Consider the following 14,964-nt stretch of genomic DNA (forward strand, 5'->3'; position numbering starts at 1 on the left):
CCCAGTACGCTGCCGCCGACCAAGTGCAACTGGCCCAGGCCCTCGCCGTCCGTCACGCCTGAGCGGTTTGCCAGGGCTTGGCTTCGGGTAGCCAGGCGCAGAGGCATAGCATTACCACCCAAGCCGGCAGCCAGATCCACAACAGCTCGCTGGCCAGCACCACCAGCCCACGCAGGCTAAGGAAGCTAAAGCCTATCGGCGAGACTTCAATCGGTCGCCAGGGCGCGAACCAGCGCGTGTCGGACCAGGGCCACAGCAACGCCACACCGTGCCCGCCATTGGTCAGGGTATCGAGCAAGCCATGCGAGGCCATGGCCACGAACAGAAACAGCCAGCACATCCACAGCCGTGCACCCAGGTAGCGTGCCACACCGCTGAGGCCCGCCGCGCATAGCGCCGCTGTCAGCAAGGCATGGCTGAAGCCGCGGTGCCCTAGTGCGTCGCCATAGGCGACGCCCAGCTTGAAGCTCAGCACATCCAGATCCGGCAGCATGGCCAGCACCACCCCGGCCAGGAGCAAGCGCGGTGAAATCCAGCGCCGCCCCAGGCCAAGACCCAATGCCAGCGGTACCGCCGCGTGGCTGATGATGGTCGGCATATTTCCTCCTCGTGCTGGCCAGCCCTTGCGGGCCGGTCATCGCTCAATCAGGCATGTCGATGGGACAAGGGCGCCGCCGCGCATCGGCCAGATCGGTTGGTTCGGTCTGCACCTGGCGGGCCGCCAGCTCGCAACGGCGTTCCCGCATGCGGTGCTCTTCCAGCTTCATGCCCAGCACCGTATAGCCGGCCGCCAAAGGGAAGTTGGCCGAAATCAGGGCCAAGGCGACCCCGCAGCCCGGCAGCAGGCGCCGGCCTGCATATAGACCGCACCGACGAGGCCCAGTCCCACCCCAAAGAGCGCAATGCCCAGCAGCACATTGAGCGCCCCCAGGAGCGGCAGGATGGTGGACGAGGTCGCCGCCCAGGCCAGTATGATGGTCGTGCCGATCAGGGCGGGCGTCAGCCCGCACCATTGGGCCGCCCGGATCAGGCCCCGGCGGGGCCGGAACAGGCTGGCCGGGTGTGTAGGCAAATGCAGCGTGCTCATGCCGCCTCCGCGTGGTTACTCTGGCTCTCACCTCCGTTGAGCGCATACCAGTCCAGGCGGCGGGTCAGCACCATCACCACCGTCAGAAGGGCGAACAGCAGTACCGAACCCAGCAAGAGGGCGTGGTCCTCGGAGCGCAGCAGCACGTAGAGCAGCCCATACAGCCCGGCCAGCAGGCTGCCAAAGCCCAAACCGCGCCAGCGGCTACCCAGGATATGGCTGGCATAGAAGCTGTTCTGTAGCACACAGGCCCCGGCCGCCGCGAGGTAGGCCGGCACGAAGGTCCATTGCTCGGCAAAGGACAGCAGGAGCAGGAAGAAGATCGCCAGCGAGAATCCCACCAGGCCGTACTGCACCGGATGGATGGAGACGCGCTTGAGTATCTCGGTCAGGAAGAAGGTACAGAAGGTCAGGAATACGAACAGAAAGCCGTATTTCACGGCCCGGTCGGACTGCAGATAGACGTCGACCGGCTCGATCAGCCGCACGCCCAGTGAGGTCGCGTGGAAGTTGGCACAGTCGGCCTCGTTGGCGCCGACGGCACATTGCTCGAAACGCTCGTTCAGATTGCTGGCAAACCAGCTGCTGCGCCAACGGGCGGCAAAGCCCGCCTTGCCGGTATCGCGGCTTTCCGGCAGAAAACGGCCGATAAAGCTTGGGTGTTGCCAGTCCGACTGCAGCGAGACTTCGGTGTCGCGCCCCAAAGGCAGCACATTCAGCTCGTCCATGCCTTCCAGGCTCATGACCAGCTTGAAGGCCCGACTATCGGCCTTGCCGTCATAGCTTGGCAGGTCGGCATGCACGCCGTTGCCCAGTGCCTTCAGTTGCGCGCCCGGCGCGGTGGCCAGTACCTCCTGGCCCCAGTTGATCGTCGGCGTCGCCTTGATGCCGCGTACATCCTGCAGACCCACGCTCAGATAGGGTTGGCCCCAGCGGTAGTTCCCGCTCTCTGCCAGACCTGCCCGTTCCGGTAGTTTGAACTGCCCACTGATATTGAGATGGGCTGTGTAGCGTCGGGTTTCGTAGATGCCGCGCCGTAGGGGCTCGGTTCTTACTGTACCCGAGACCGCCAACTTGTCCGGCAGTATGCGCACCTGGTAATTGCGCCAGACCTCGCGGCTGGCACCGGTCTTCTCGTCGGTCACTTCGGTCATGCGCTGCTGGTAGGGCAGCACCCACACCGGTCCCGCCACCAGCTGGCTGCCGGCCGTACCGTCGGCGATCGAAGCCAGCGCCTGCTGCCGATAGGCCTGCCGCTCGCTCACCAGTCCACGCACCATGGTCAACGGTATCAGCAGCAACAGGGCCAGGAGCCCCACTGCCGCCAGTTTCCAGATCAATGACTTGGTCATCACACCCTCCTTGGTTAATGCCCGGAGTGTGCTGTGGTCCTGTGCGTTGACGATGCTGCCAGTGTGAAGTCGTGTGAAGTCAGCCGACGGGCAGCAGCAGCCGAGCCTCGGCGCCGCCCTCGGGTCGGTTGGCGAGCGTCGCCTCGCCGCCATGCAGGGTGGCCACCTCGCGCACCAGGGGCAGGCCCAGCCCGCTGGATTTGCCGCTGCCGTCTGGTCGCGGCAGCGAATAGAAACGCTCGAACACCCGAGGCAGGGCATAGTCCGGCACACCCGGACCCTGGTCACGTACCGTGATCAAGAACCGGCCATCCGCACGCTGGACCGCCAGGTCTATGGTGCTGGTCGATGGGGCAAAGGCGATGGCGTTATCGAGCAGATTGGCCAGGGCCTGGCCAAGCAGGAAGCGCTCACCGTCCAGCAATGCATCCGGTACCGTGGTGATCCGGGTCTGCAGCTGCTTTTGCGCCAGCTGCGGCGCTCGGCTTGCCACCACCTCGGCCAGCAGCTCGGCGAGGTCGACCCGGCTCACGCCCTCGAGGTTCTGGCGGCTCTCCAGCTTGGCCAACGCCAGGAGCCGGTCGATGATCTCGGTCATGCGCAGGGTCTGCGCCCGGATATTGCCCAGAAAGCGCGCCTGGTCCGCCGCCGGCATGTCCGGTGCTATCAGCTCGGCCGCACCGCGTATGCCGGCCAGCGGGCTCTTGAGCTCATGGGTCAGGCCGTGCACATAGTGCTCCACGTATTGCTTGCCCTCCAGCTGCTCGCGCATGTCCTGCAAGGCCTCGCCCAGCACCCGCACCTCACGGCCGGACAGACGCGGCAGGCCCACCCGCTCCCCGCGCGCCACCGCATGGGCATAATCCTCGAGCCGGGTCAGCGAACGGGTGATCCACCACGACAGCAAGAGGCCCAGCAGTAGGCCGGCCACCAGCACCACCCCACCGGCCTTGGCGAGGCCCCGGAAGGCCTGGTCAAAGAACGGTTGCACCGCGCCCGAGGGCTTGGCCACCGTCACCACCCCGATCAGCTTGCCCTCGTCCATCACCGGCGCTGCCACATACATCACCGAACTTTCCGGGTCGGCCGCATCCCCGGGGCTGGTGCGGGCGCCATAGCGGCCCTGCAGGGTACGGTAGACGTCGTTCCAGCGCGAATAGTCCTGCCCCTCGGCCAAGTGGTCGGAGTCATACAGCACCTTGCCCTGTGCATCGGTCAGGTAGATGCGGTGGTTGGGCTTGTCCTTGCGCACCCCCCAGATCTCGGCGTTGAGCCGCCGCTGGGCAAAAGCTTCCAGGTTCTTGGCGAACTGCCCTTGGCTCACCGTGCCGGCCTTGAGATCGGCACGGGCGAATTCGGCCAGGAGGTTGGCGCTGTCCACCAGGGTGTCTTCCATGGACTGGCGCAGGGCCGGCTGCAGCCGGTCGCGGGCGGTATACAGCAGAAACCAGGCCACGAGCCCGGTCATTACGAAGTAACCGAGGAAGATGCGCAGGCCTATCCTCATGGCTGGCCGTCGCCCTGCCAGCTGAGGCTGTAACCCAGGCCCCGGTGGGTGCGGATGGGGTCGCAGGCCGGATCGGTCTGCTTGAGCTTGGCCCGCAAGCTCTTGATATGGGCATCGACGGTACGGTCAAAGCTCGCCGCCGGGTCCTGCCAGACCGCGTCCATCAGCTGGCTGCGGCTGAACACCCGCTCCGGCTGGGCCAGCAACAACGCCAGCAGCCGGTATTCATAGCGGGTCAGTTCCAAGGGCTGACCATTGAGGCAGATGCGGGCCCGCGCCACATCGTGCTGCAAGCCGTGGCTCGTACCGGCCGACATGGGCGTTGCGGCACCGCGCCGCAAGATGGCCTTGACCCGCGCCACCAGCTCGCGCGGGCTGAAGGGCTTGACCACATAGTCATCCGCCCCCAGTTCCAAGCCGACCACCCGGTCTATCTCGTCAACGCGCGCGGTCAGGAACAGTACCGGCAGGCTGTGCCGCTGGCGTAGCGTGCGGCAGAGGGTAAAGCCATCGGTATCCGGCAGGCCTACGTCCAGTATCAGGAGATCAGCACCTTCGCCATCCAGCGCCGCCAGGCCAGCCAGTCCCAGGCTGTGCCATTGCACCGTGTAGCCTTCCTTTTGCAAGGCGTAGACCACCGTATCGGCAATGGCGGCCTCGTCTTCGATCAGCAGTATGCGTTTGCTCATGGAGGGCGATTGTAGACCGCCACCCACGAGCGCCGCCAAACCCGCGGGCGCTTTTGCCATCGTTATGACCGATCAGCACCCCGCCAGGCCGGCGGCAAGGCGGGGATGAAGCGGGCGCCGGCTTACAGGACGTAGCGGGCCAGGTCTTCGGACTGGGCCAGCTCACCCAGGCGGCCGTCGACAAAGGCGGCGTCGACGCTGACTTCGCCAGCCAGGGCGCCGAAGGCGACTTCTTCCAAGAGGCGCTCCATCACCGTGTAGAGCCGACGGGCACCGATGTTCTCGGTCTTTTCGTTCACCTGGAAGGCGATCTCGGCCAACCGGTGTACACCGTCCGCGGTGAAGTTGAGCCTGACAGCCTCAGTCGCGAGCAGCGCCTCGTACTGGCGGGTGAGGCAGGCATCGGTGCCGGTGAGGATCTGCTCGAAATCCGCCACGCTCAGGGAATCGAGCTCCACCCGGATGGGGAAGCGGCCCTGCAGCTCGGGGATCAGGTCGCTGGGGCGGGCCAGGTGGAAGGCCCCGGAGGCGATGAACAGGATATGGTCGGTCTTGACCATGCCGTACTTGGTGCTGACCGTGGTGCCCTCGACCAGCGGTAGCAGGTCGCGCTGCACGCCCTGGCGCGAGACTTCTCCGCCCTGGCCCTCAGAGCGGCTGGTGACCTTGTCGATCTCGTCGATGAACACGATGCCGTTCTGCTCGACCGCGGCCAGCGCTTCGGCCTTGAGCTCGTCGTGGTTCACGAGCTTGGCGGCCTCTTCTTCCACCAGCACCTTCATGGCTTCCGCCACTTTGAGCTTGGTACGCTTGCGCTTTTGCTGCTGCAGGCCGGCGAACATGCTCTGGATCTGGTTGCTCAGGTCTTCCATGCCCGGCGGGGCAAAGATCTCGGCGCTCATGGCGGCCTCGGCCACCTCGACCTCGATCTCCTTGTCGTCGAGCTTGCCCTCGCGCAACATCTTGCGGAATTTCTGGCGGGTCTCGCCCGATTCGGCGCCAGGGGCCGGGTGGATGCCAAACTGGGCCGGCGGCGGCGGCAAGAGGGCATCCAGCACGCGATCCTCGGCGGCGTCCTCGGCCAGGGCACGGACGCGGCGGGTAGCAACGTCGCGGGTCTGCTTGAGGGCGATCTCGACCAGATCGCGGATGATGCTATCCACGTCACGGCCGACATAGCCGACCTCGGTGAACTTGGTGGCCTCGACCTTGATGAAGGGGGCGTTGGAGAGACGCGCCAGGCGGCGGGCGATCTCGGTCTTGCCGACCCCGGTGGGGCCGATCATGAGGATGTTCTTGGGGGTGATCTCGCCACGCAGCGGCTCGGCCACCTGCTGGCGGCGCCAGCGGTTGCGCAACGCCACGGCGACGGCGCGCTTGGCCTTGTGCTGGCCGACGATGTGCTTGTCCAGCTCGTGGACGATTTCCTGCGGAGTCATCTGAGTCATTGCTTGGGGCCTGTCTGGCTAAAGTCGGGCGGCGTAGCGTTGGGACCGCGGGCGGACTAGAGGGTTTCGATCACGTGGTTGTGATTGGTATAGATGCAGATGTCGCCAGCGATCTCCAGGGCCTTCTTGACGATGACCTCGGGGGCGAGTTCGGTGTTGTCCACCAGGGCCTTGGCGGCGGCCTGGGCAAAGGCGCCACCGGAGCCGATGGCGGCGATACCCTGCTCGGGTTCGAGCACGTCGCCATTGCCGGTGATGACCAGGGTGGCGGTGGTATCGGCCACGATCAGCATGGCTTCGAGCCGACGCAGCATGCGGTCGGTGCGCCAGTCCTTGGCCAGCTCGACCGCCGAGCGCAGGAGGTGGCCCTGGTGCTTTTCCAGCTTGGCCTCGAAACGCTCGAACAGGGTGAAGGCGTCGGCTGTGCCGCCGGCAAAACCGACCAGCACCTTGTCGTGGTAGAGCTTGCGCACCTTGCGGGCGGTGGCCTTGATGACCACATTGCCCAGGGTAACCTGGCCGTCGCCGCCCAGGGCGACGCGCTCGCCACTCCGGACCGAGACGATGGTGGTTCCGTCGAATTGCTGCATGGCAGGGGATTCCCGTTCTTGGCTTGGATCACTCAAAGATGGGAACGCCTGGCAGGATTGCAAGCCGGCCAGGACGGCCGGCAGGGTGCTACTTCTTGCGGATGATGGTGGCAACCTCGGCGATGCCCATGATGCGGAACAGCGCGACGATCAGCTCGTTGGCACCCATGATGACCACCACCTTGGACTGGGCGGTAAGGCTGACGACGACGTTCATGAGCATGCCGGCGCTGACGAAGTCGACCCGCGGCACGTGCGAGAAGTCGACCCGCACCTGCTGGTGACTGTCGGCATAGCTGCAGAGGCCGGCGAAAGTGGCATCGCTGGCCGAGATGATGGGGCCTTCGAAGCGGTAGGCGTCGATATGCAGCTCGGGCAGGGCCGGCGCCTCGGCCTGCAGCTTGGCTTCCTCTGCGGCGACCTCGGCAGCGGTCTTGGTCTTGGCGGTGGCATCCCAGGACGGGGGCGACATCTCGAAGGTGACGGCGTAGTCCACCGCAGCATTCTCGAAGTCTTCCTGCAGGCCCAGCATCTGGTAGAGCTCCAAGAGCAACAGCCAGAAGGGGGCTTCATCCTCGACCCGGCGCATGACCTCGATGCGGGACTTGAGTTTTTCGGCCAGGGCCGGTGCGCCGGCGACCTGGAATTTGACCTTCTTCTTCTTGAACTTGGCCCAGCGGGTGACGATGGCGGCGGCGGCGGCCGGCTCGACCTCCTCGACCCGGCCGAACTCCACCCGTACCGGTACACCGGCCTGGGTATGCTTTTCCAGCTGGTCGAGCAGGGCCTCCACGCCGTCGGCCAGGATTTTCTGCGGGAACAGCATGGACGGGCCACCGGCCTTGGCAGCGGGTGCGGCAACGGCAGGCTTGCCGGCGGCGCCATTGGTCTCGCGCCATACCGGTGCACTGCGCTCGAATTCGACCACGAACTTGAGCGCCAGCTCGTCAAACTCGGCGTGGCGGTTACGCATCTGGTAGAGGTCGAACAGCATCAGCCAGGTATCGAGCGCATGCTGGCCTTCGGCGGTCTCGATATCGGCCGCCAGGATGGCGATGGCGTCGTCGATCTGATCGTTGGCGAAGCAGACTGCGGCCTGCTCCATGGCGGGCGAGAGGATATCGGTGGATTCGACCACCTGGATCTTGGCGCCAGAGACGGTGGTGGGGCCGATGGTGGTGAAATCCAGCACCGGCAGTTCGCGCTTTTCCTTGGCTTCGGCAGCTTCCGGCGCCGCCACTTCGGCAGGCGCCGCACCGGGCAGCGGGGCCGGCGGCTTGGGCTGGACCAGCCGCGGCTTGGCCGGCATAGGCAGGTCCGACTCTGCGTCTTTTTTCTTGAAGAAGGAAAACACCACGATTCAGCCCCGATTTTCCGCACCTGTATGGCATGGCCGGCAAATTTTACTGCCTCTGCCTGCCGCCGCACATCACGGTTTTTGTATCCAAACGTTCCTGCCGGGACCTCAGAAGGTCCTCTCCCTGCCGCTTGCGGCAATTTCGGCCGCATCCGAGAGGCAGTAGCAAGTAGCAGGCCAGCTGGTGGTAGACCCCACAAAAAGCAGGGTTGCCCGTGCGTGGCACTGTCCGTCCAGTTGCCAGTTTAGACCGTCTGTCGCCAAGACGCGAAATTCGGATGCATGAACCGGCGCCCCTGGGCCGGCTTGGCCGAAAAATTTTGCTGCACTGCGGAACCCCTGCGGGGGCCGCAAGTCCCAGTTCCAGTTGCGTGAGTGCCCTGCATTTCGCGTTGCTCTCCTCGTATCCTGTCCCCCAACAGGATCACTGCACGGCGCGGACTCCCCTCCGCGCCGTTTTTTATGCGCAGCGCCGACGCAGGTTCAGTACCGAGCCATGGCTGGGTCTACGGCGTCCGCCCAGGCTGCGACGCCACCGGCCAGGTTGTAAACATCATCGAAACCCGCCCGCTCCAGAAAGGCGGCAACCTGATAGCTGCGCATGCCGTGGTGGCAGATGACCACGGTAGGGCGATCGGCATCGAGCTCACCGTAGCTGCCCGGGATGGTCTGCATGGGCTGGTGCTTGGAACCGGCGATATGGCACAGCGCGTATTCCCAGTCCTCGCGGACATCAAGCAACAGCGGCTTGGCAGCAGCAGGGTCGGCCAGCCAGGTGGCCAGTTCTTGCGGGGCAAGTTGTTTCATAGGGTGATCCGATAAGGCGAACAAGCTTCGATGGTACGCAGCCTGGCCCGGCCGGACAATCCGGCCCATCAGTACCACCCCAAGTCCGGCACATAGGCACTGGGAACAGGAAGGGTGCGGCAAACCTCATTCAGGGCTCTGACGAGCGTCAGCGAGGTTCCCCGCCGGCGGGCGGGGCGGAGGGGTGGGATTCGATAAAGGGGGAGAGCCTATGTGTCAGCCCGCACCAATGTTTAGCGCTCGGGTCCCCCGAGCGCCTGCACAGACATATCCGCTTATACGCTGCTCAACCCTTTAAGCAGGCTCGACCGGATAGAGTTCGCTCTTGCCGTCGCGCGATAGCGCGGTGCGGTTGCGGCCGGTGTGCTTGGCCTGGTAGAGCGCGCGGTCGGCCGATTGCAAGAGCTCGGTAGCGATCTGCTCGACCGCCTGGGTAGCGAGATCGCCGCGCAGGGAGGCGCAGCCGAAGCTCATGGTGACCGGCACGCGATTGCCCTGCCAGTTGACCGGGGACGCCTCGATCACGCGGCGCAAACGGTCGGCGACCTCGGCGGCGCTGTCGGCGTCGGCCTCGGGCAGCAGCAGGGCGAATTCCTCGCCGCCCAGCCGGCCGACGGTATCGGCCGAGCGGCGGTTGTGGTCCAGCAGGCGGGCCACGTGGACCAGTACGGCATCGCCTGCGGGATGGCCCAGGGTGTCGTTGACTGACTTGAAGTGATCGATGTCGGCCATGATGACCGCCACCGGCCGGCCGCTACGCTGGCTGCGCTTGGCCTCGCTGGCGAGCGCAGCCAGGAAGTGGCGGCGGTTGGGGATGCCGGTCAGCGAGTCGGTGGTGGCGAGCTTGCGCATCTCGGCCTCGACCTTGAGCAAGCGGGTGTGCTGCTCCCCGAGCTTGGCATAGGCGCGGGCATTGGCCACCGCCACCGCGACGTGGGCGCTGAGGGTGCGGAAGATCAGTTGCTCGCGCGCGCCGTAGGCGTGCTCGATGGCGGACTGCACGGTCAGGACCCCGAGCAGCTCCTCGCCGACCAGCAAGGGGCCGAACCAGGAGGCCAGCACTTGCTGGGTGCCGGGGATATGCGAGGCAGCCGGATGGCCAGGCTGGTGCTCGACCAGGATCTCCTGCCGCTCACGGGCGCAGCGTGCCGCCACCGAGGTGGGGCTATCGAGCGGCACCTTGCGGTCCGGCATGGCTATGCCATTCTCCACCCCGCGCCGGAGCAGCTCGCGGCCATTGGGTTCGAGCAGGGACATGCCGACATAGGTGACCTGCATCAGTTGGCCCAGATGGGCGACCAAGGATTGCAGGACGCTGCCGATATCAAGATTGGCGGTGATATCGCGACCGATGCGGCCGAGGTTCTCCAGCACCTGCATGGAGGTTTCCAGCTCCCGGGCACGGACCAGCTGGGTCTCGGCCAGGGTACGCTGATGTTCCGCTTCGATGCGCTGCTGCTCGGATTGATGGCGCAATTCGAGCGCGACCAGCTGATTGGCGACCCGGCGGTGTTCGGCCTTGTCGGCCTTGGCATGGGCCTGGCGGGCATAGTCCAGCGCGCGGGCCAGATCGCCCGCCTGCTCGTGGGCTCGGGACAGGGCCTGCAAGAGGGCCACGCTCTCGGAATGGCCGCCCATGGCATTGACCACCTCGACCGCGCGCTCCAGATGCGGCAAGGCACTTCGGCCGGGCAGGGGGAAGGCACCGTCGATCTCGGCCAGCGCCTGTAGGGCGTCGACCTGCCAGAAGGGCAGATTGTGCTGTTCGGTCAGGGCCAGACCAGCCTCGACCAGCTGACGGGCCCGCTCGCCCTCGCCCAGGGCAGCGCAGGCACGGCCGGCCAGGATACGTGCATCGGCCACTACGGCGTGGGCGGCCAGCCGGCCGCCGATCTGCTCGGCGGTCAGGGCATGCTGCAGGGCCTCGGCCGGCCGGCCGGCGGCCAGCTTGACCTGGCTGAGGTAGCAGTTGGCGGTGGCCATGCTGCGCGATTCAGGCACCGCCCGCAGCCAATCGACCGCCTCGCTGAGCAGGGAGATGCTGCGCTCGGTCTGGCCCACGGCGTGTACCAGGCTACCCAGGAGCGCCAGGGTCTCGCCCAGCGCGACCGGCCAGTGGCTGGCGCGGGCCAGCGCCAGGGTCTGCTCGACCCAGGGCAGCGCGCTCTCCTTGTCGTCGAGGTTGGCAAAGGCGGCGCTCAGGGTGTTACCGATGCGGATGCGCCAATGGATCATGCCCATGCGCTCGGAGACGCCGATCAGTTTGGCGAGGTAGACCGCGGCGTAGGCGTACTGGCCGGCGTTGAACTGGTTGAAGGCTTCGGCCATGCCGAGGATGACCTGGGCCGGCGGGACCAGCTCGGGGAATTCGGCTTGCAGGGCTTTGACGGCGCCAGGACCGCTGCCGGGGTCCAGATAGGTGGCGGCATGCACCGTCCAGGCGGCGGCAATCTGGCAGCGGGCGTGATCGCTGGTCTTGCCGTAGCAATCGCGAGCGGCCTGCGCCTCTGCGAGGCTGCCCTCACCGTCACCGCGGGCATTGGCCAGCAGGGCGGCGGTCAGGTGGCAGTCGCCGGTACCCAGCAGGTCTTCCTGCCTGACAAAACCGGTGCGGGCGGTCTCAATCAGGCCGGCCGCGGCATCGAAACGGGTGAAGAGGATTTCGACCTCGGCCCGCAGGAGGGCGATACGGGCCAGGAGGGCGGTCTGATCGGCCGGGTCCTGCTCCAGCCGGGCGACGGCCTCGGCCGCCAGGGTCAGGGCACGCCGGCTATCGCGCTGGCGCAGATGCCAGGCCAGGCCGACCTGTGCCAAGGGCGCAGCCCCACCCGGGTCCGCAATGCGGGCCTCTAGCGACACCAGGTCGGCATCGTCGGCGTAGAGTTCCAGGTACATGGCATCGGTACCCAAGGAGGGGGACGGGAAAGCGGTCGGCGATTCCGTTATCGCATACTGTTCCACAAATCGCCCCGCTTTGCTGCCAATTTTGGCTATGACCCAGGCCACTGGAATGCCCCCGCCACCCTGGTACCGATTCCAGCGTCGCTAGGGCGCGACAGCGCGACAAGAGACTGCGGGCCATGCGTCAAAAAGCGGCTCGCGCGCTTCGAACCTCTTGAGAGTCGCTGACCTGCCCCCGACCATTTCACGCGCTAAGCGCCGTTCGAGCACTCGCTGCGGGTTCCAAGATAGGTCGAGCGCAGCGAGGTTCCCCGCCGGCGGGCGGCTGCCAGAGTTCTTGGCGAGCAAGCGAGCCTAGAACCTGTGCGTGCAAGGCTGCGGGAGGGGTAGGGGCTCGATATAGCGAGAGCCGTTGTGTCAGACCGAACAAATGGAAAGCGCCCGGGTGAGCGAAGTCGTTGCCACCGTCAGGTGGCTTACTACTTCGGCCTCCCCCTTGCGGGGATAGCCCGGGCGCCAACGTTGAATGCGACGGTTACGCGCCGCTCAATCAAAGATCAAAGGCTCGCCCCGCAGCACTTCTTGTACTTCTTGCCGCTACCGCAGGGGCAGGGGTCGTTGCGGCCGACCTTGGGGCTATCGCGCACGATGGGTGGATGCTTGGGGGCATCCTCGATGTCATCCTCGTCGTCTTCATCCGGCTGGAAGCAGGCCCAGCGGCCGATCTCGGCAACGATGTCACGCGGGTAGCCCCAGCCATGGTCCAGCTCGTCGCGGCGGCAGTCTTCCCAACTGCGCAAGAGGCGTTTGTTGGATTCGCTGGGATCGAGAAAGGCGTCGTCGATCAGGCCGTCTTCGAACCATTCGGCTACGCGCGGTGCCAGCTCGGCGGCGCCGATCTCCTCCATGGTCACCACCAGCTCGGACAGGTAGTCGGTCTCGGTGCCCTGCTCGGGACGCAGCTTCTCGTCCACCATGCGCTCGGCCTCGCGTTCGCTCTCGGCTTGCAGCCATTCCAGCAGGGCTGCACGCGGGTAGTCGCCTTCGAGGGTGCGCAGGGCCAACGCGCGCAGGGCGGCCGAGCGGCTCCAGAAGTAGGCGCTACGGTCGCCGGCCAGGGCCTGCAGGGCGGCCTCGTCGGCCGCGCAGGTGGCGGCCAAGGCACGTGGCAGACCTTCGGTCAGGTGGTCGCCCAGCAGGTTTTCCAAGGTCTCGCCATCGAGCCGGGCGATGTCCAAGAGCAACGGGAAGGCCCGTGGCTCGCGCAGCGAGGCCAGCAAATGCATGGCGTAGAGGTGCAGCATCCAGCCTTCGGCATCATCGGTACGCTGGGCCGGCTGGGCGGCGCAGTCACGCAGCTCATCGAGCAACTGAGCCACGTAGGCCTCGGGGTGCTGCAGCACGGCCTGCAGGGCGGCCTCGGGGAAGCGCTCATTAAAGCGCTGCAGATCGGCGGCGACGGCAGGCCAACCTTGCGGCAGGGCGGAATGGGGCTGGGTCATGATGAACTTTCTGGTCTGACAGATGCACTGGAGCAAGCCCTCCATTGTAGCCGCCCGAGCGGCCCGTCGCGTAAACCCTGACCACTGCGCGAGCGGTACGCCGGCCACCAGCGAACCGTGGCACCATGGCGGCTGCCCTCAGCCGGGATCTACCCCATGCTTCACATGCCGCGCCTCTCTCTATGCCTAGCCCTGCTGGCCTGTCTGCCAGCGGCGGCGGCCGAGCCCGAGCAGCCGGATAGCACCCTGACCCGCACACCGGTGGAGATCAGCGGCCTGCGCGATGTGGAATGGCGCCGCTACCGGCAGATGGCTGAATCGTTCAAGGCCTACGATCGCTACCGGCAGTTGGCCCCCACTGCGCCGCTGGTACTGCAGCTGGAGCCGGTGGCGGACGAATCCCTGGTGCTGGGGGTAAGGCTGACCATCGTCAGCGACAATCTGCATATACCGGTGGCGGTGGACCCGTTTGGTCGCTTTATCCTGCCCTTCAGCCAGGCCGCGCTGGATGAGGACGCCAGTGTGCTGATCAACCGCAAGCAGGGCGATATCCGCTGGACGGTGGCGATACGCAGCGAAGGGGTGCCGCGCAATGCCGTAAGGCTGGGGGACCTCAGGTTGGCCTGCCGGATCACCTGGGCGGTGGAGCAGATCGACACCCCGGCCGCGATCCGCCAAAGGGTGGCAGACCTGGGCGGGCTGTGCGATTCACAACGCGCCCAACTGGTTCAACCGCTGCCCGAACCGGGCAGCAAGATCACCATGCTGCTGGGCCAGACCCGCACCGTGCTGCCGACCCGCTTCTATACCGCCGCGCAACTGGGCTGGAAGCCTCCGGTCTACGACCGCAACCTGCCGGACAGCACTTTGTTTGAATTCTCGGCGCCGGACCGGCCGCCGGTGATCCCGGCCGCTTGCCAGGGCCGCCGCGCCCGACATGGCCTGCACGCCGAGGACGACGACTGTTAGGGGGCAAAAGAAAACGGCAGCTACAAGGCTGCCGTTTCCTTTTGCGACTATCGCGGCGCGATCAGACGTTATCGTAGAGCTTGCCGCCGCCCTTCATGAACTCGATGGACTTGACCTCCATGCCCTTCTGTAGCGCGTCGGCCTCGCTGACGCCCTGCTTTTCGGCGAAGTCACGCACGTCCTGGGTGATCTTCATGGAGCAGAAGTGCGGGCCGCACATGGAGCAGAAGTGGGCGACCTTGGCGCCTTGTTGCGGCAGGGTCTCGTCGTGGTATTCGCGAGCGCGGTCGGGGTCGAGGCCGAGGTTGAACTGGTCTTCCCAGCGGAATTCGAAGCGCGCCTTGGAGAGCGCGTTGTCGCGGATCTGGGCGCCGGGGTGGCCCTTGGCCAGATCGGCCGCATGGGCGGCGATCTTGTAGGCCATGATGCCTTCCTTGACGTCGGCCTTGTTCGGCAAGCCCAGGTGCTCCTTCGGCGTCACGTAGCACAGCATGGCGCAGCCGTACCAGCCGATCTGCGCGGCGCCGATGCCGGAGGTGATGTGGTCGTAGCCTGGCGCGATATCGGTGGTCAGTGGGCCCAGGGTGTAGAACGGCGCCTCGCTGCACTGCTCAAGCTGCAGGTCCATGTTCTCTTTGATCAGCTGCATCGGCACGTGGCCGGGGCCTTCGATCATCACCTGCACGTCGTGCTTCCAGGCGATCTGGGTCAGCTCGCCCAGGGTTTTCAGCTCGCCCAGCTGGGCCTCGTCGTTG

At 66.0% G+C, this 14,964-nt stretch carries 14 protein-coding genes; 1 reads left to right on the plus strand and 13 read right to left on the minus strand.

What is annotated here, in order from left to right; all coding sequences use genetic code 11:
* Nucleotides 1-52: 52 nt before the first annotated feature.
* The 12 genes from VIM95_RS16445 to VIM95_RS16500 all read right to left on the minus strand — a co-directional run bounded on the left by VIM95_RS16445 (nucleotide 53) and on the right by VIM95_RS16500 (nucleotide 13,240).
* Entirely contained in the window at nucleotides 53-598 is a 546-nt protein-coding gene (locus VIM95_RS16445) for a metal-dependent hydrolase (protein WP_331987864.1), read from the minus strand.
* Between the two features lie 43 nt (nucleotides 599-641).
* On the minus strand, nucleotides 642-821 hold the full coding sequence (locus tag VIM95_RS16450) for a hypothetical protein (protein ID WP_331987868.1): 180 nt from the start codon (nucleotides 819-821) through the stop codon (nucleotides 642-644).
* Complete coding sequence (locus VIM95_RS16455; protein WP_331987870.1) at nucleotides 812-1,087, minus strand: hypothetical protein; 276 nt, start codon at nucleotides 1,085-1,087, stop codon at nucleotides 812-814. Before VIM95_RS16455 ends, VIM95_RS16450 begins: the two co-directional genes overlap by 10 nt.
* Nucleotides 1,084-2,439, minus strand: a complete 1,356-nt coding sequence (creD, locus tag VIM95_RS16460; RefSeq protein WP_331987872.1) for a cell envelope integrity protein CreD — start codon at nucleotides 2,437-2,439, stop codon at nucleotides 1,084-1,086. The genes VIM95_RS16455 and creD overlap by 4 nt, the downstream gene beginning before the upstream one ends.
* Before the next feature lie 79 nt (nucleotides 2,440-2,518).
* On the minus strand, nucleotides 2,519-3,946 hold the full coding sequence (gene creC, locus VIM95_RS16465) for a two-component system sensor histidine kinase CreC (RefSeq protein ID WP_331987874.1): 1,428 nt from the start codon (nucleotides 3,944-3,946) through the stop codon (nucleotides 2,519-2,521).
* The gene (creB, locus tag VIM95_RS16470) at nucleotides 3,943-4,635 is read right to left on the minus strand and encodes a two-component system response regulator CreB (RefSeq protein ID WP_331987877.1); all 693 of its coding nucleotides are present in this window, start codon (nucleotides 4,633-4,635) and stop codon (nucleotides 3,943-3,945) included. The genes creC and creB overlap by 4 nt, the downstream gene beginning before the upstream one ends.
* A gap of 122 nt (nucleotides 4,636-4,757) precedes the next feature.
* Entirely contained in the window at nucleotides 4,758-6,083 is a 1,326-nt protein-coding gene (gene hslU, locus VIM95_RS16475) for an ATP-dependent protease ATPase subunit HslU (protein ID WP_331987879.1), read from the minus strand.
* A gap of 56 nt (nucleotides 6,084-6,139) precedes the next feature.
* Complete coding sequence (gene hslV / locus VIM95_RS16480) at nucleotides 6,140-6,673, minus strand: ATP-dependent protease subunit HslV (protein ID WP_331987881.1); 534 nt, start codon at nucleotides 6,671-6,673, stop codon at nucleotides 6,140-6,142.
* An 88-nt stretch (nucleotides 6,674-6,761) separates the two neighbouring features.
* Nucleotides 6,762-7,982: a hypothetical protein gene (locus VIM95_RS16485; protein WP_331987883.1), complete on the minus strand. Its 1,221-nt coding sequence runs from the start codon at nucleotides 7,980-7,982 to the stop codon at nucleotides 6,762-6,764.
* Between the two features lie 531 nt (nucleotides 7,983-8,513).
* Complete coding sequence (locus VIM95_RS16490) at nucleotides 8,514-8,837, minus strand: rhodanese-like domain-containing protein (protein ID WP_331987885.1); 324 nt, start codon at nucleotides 8,835-8,837, stop codon at nucleotides 8,514-8,516.
* A gap of 294 nt (nucleotides 8,838-9,131) precedes the next feature.
* Entirely contained in the window at nucleotides 9,132-11,732 is a 2,601-nt protein-coding gene (locus tag VIM95_RS16495) for a sensor domain-containing diguanylate cyclase (RefSeq protein WP_331987887.1), read from the minus strand.
* A 563-nt stretch (nucleotides 11,733-12,295) separates the two neighbouring features.
* Entirely contained in the window at nucleotides 12,296-13,240 is a 945-nt protein-coding gene (locus tag VIM95_RS16500; protein WP_331987889.1) for a DUF1186 domain-containing protein, read from the minus strand.
* 156 nt (nucleotides 13,241-13,396) lie between these two features.
* Between VIM95_RS16500 and VIM95_RS16505 the strand changes: the two genes are divergently transcribed.
* A complete protein-coding gene (locus VIM95_RS16505; RefSeq protein WP_331987891.1) occupies nucleotides 13,397-14,209 on the plus strand; it encodes a hypothetical protein in 813 nt (270 codons plus the stop codon).
* A 61-nt stretch (nucleotides 14,210-14,270) separates the two neighbouring features.
* On the opposite strand, the gene VIM95_RS16510 is transcribed toward VIM95_RS16505, so the two are convergent.
* The coding region (locus tag VIM95_RS16510; protein WP_331987893.1) for a phosphomethylpyrimidine synthase ThiC at nucleotides 14,271-14,964 on the minus strand (694 nt) is incomplete at its 5' end.

It is taken from the genome of Chitinimonas sp. (assembly GCF_036568685.1).
Taxonomy (GTDB): Bacteria; Pseudomonadota; Gammaproteobacteria; order Burkholderiales; family Chitinimonadaceae; genus Chitinimonas.

Bases quoted from the DNA above. Each gene is read 5' to 3' on its own strand.
- VIM95_RS16445 (WP_331987864.1), bottom strand. From the start codon at position 598: ATGCCGACCATCATCAGCCACGCGGCGGTACCGCTGGCATTGGGTCTT.
- VIM95_RS16455 (WP_331987870.1), bottom strand. From the start codon at position 1,087: ATGAGCACGCTGCATTTGCCTACACACCCGGCCAGCCTGTTCCGGCCC.
- creD (WP_331987872.1), bottom strand. From the start codon at position 2,439: ATGACCAAGTCATTGATCTGGAAACTGGCGGCAGTGGGGCTCCTGGCC.
- creC (WP_331987874.1), bottom strand. From the start codon at position 3,946: ATGAGGATAGGCCTGCGCATCTTCCTCGGTTACTTCGTAATGACCGGG.
- creB (WP_331987877.1), bottom strand. From the start codon at position 4,635: ATGAGCAAACGCATACTGCTGATCGAAGACGAGGCCGCCATTGCCGAT.
- hslU (WP_331987879.1), bottom strand. From the start codon at position 6,083: ATGACTCAGATGACTCCGCAGGAAATCGTCCACGAGCTGGACAAGCAC.
- hslV (WP_331987881.1), bottom strand. From the start codon at position 6,673: ATGCAGCAATTCGACGGAACCACCATCGTCTCGGTCCGGAGTGGCGAG.
- VIM95_RS16485 (WP_331987883.1), bottom strand. From the start codon at position 7,982: ATGCCGGCCAAGCCGCGGCTGGTCCAGCCCAAGCCGCCGGCCCCGCTG.
- VIM95_RS16490 (WP_331987885.1), bottom strand. From the start codon at position 8,837: ATGAAACAACTTGCCCCGCAAGAACTGGCCACCTGGCTGGCCGACCCT.
- VIM95_RS16495 (WP_331987887.1), bottom strand. From the start codon at position 11,732: ATGTACCTGGAACTCTACGCCGACGATGCCGACCTGGTGTCGCTAGAG.
- VIM95_RS16500 (WP_331987889.1), bottom strand. From the start codon at position 13,240: ATGACCCAGCCCCATTCCGCCCTGCCGCAAGGTTGGCCTGCCGTCGCC.
- VIM95_RS16505 (WP_331987891.1), top strand. From the start codon at position 13,397: ATGCTTCACATGCCGCGCCTCTCTCTATGCCTAGCCCTGCTGGCCTGT.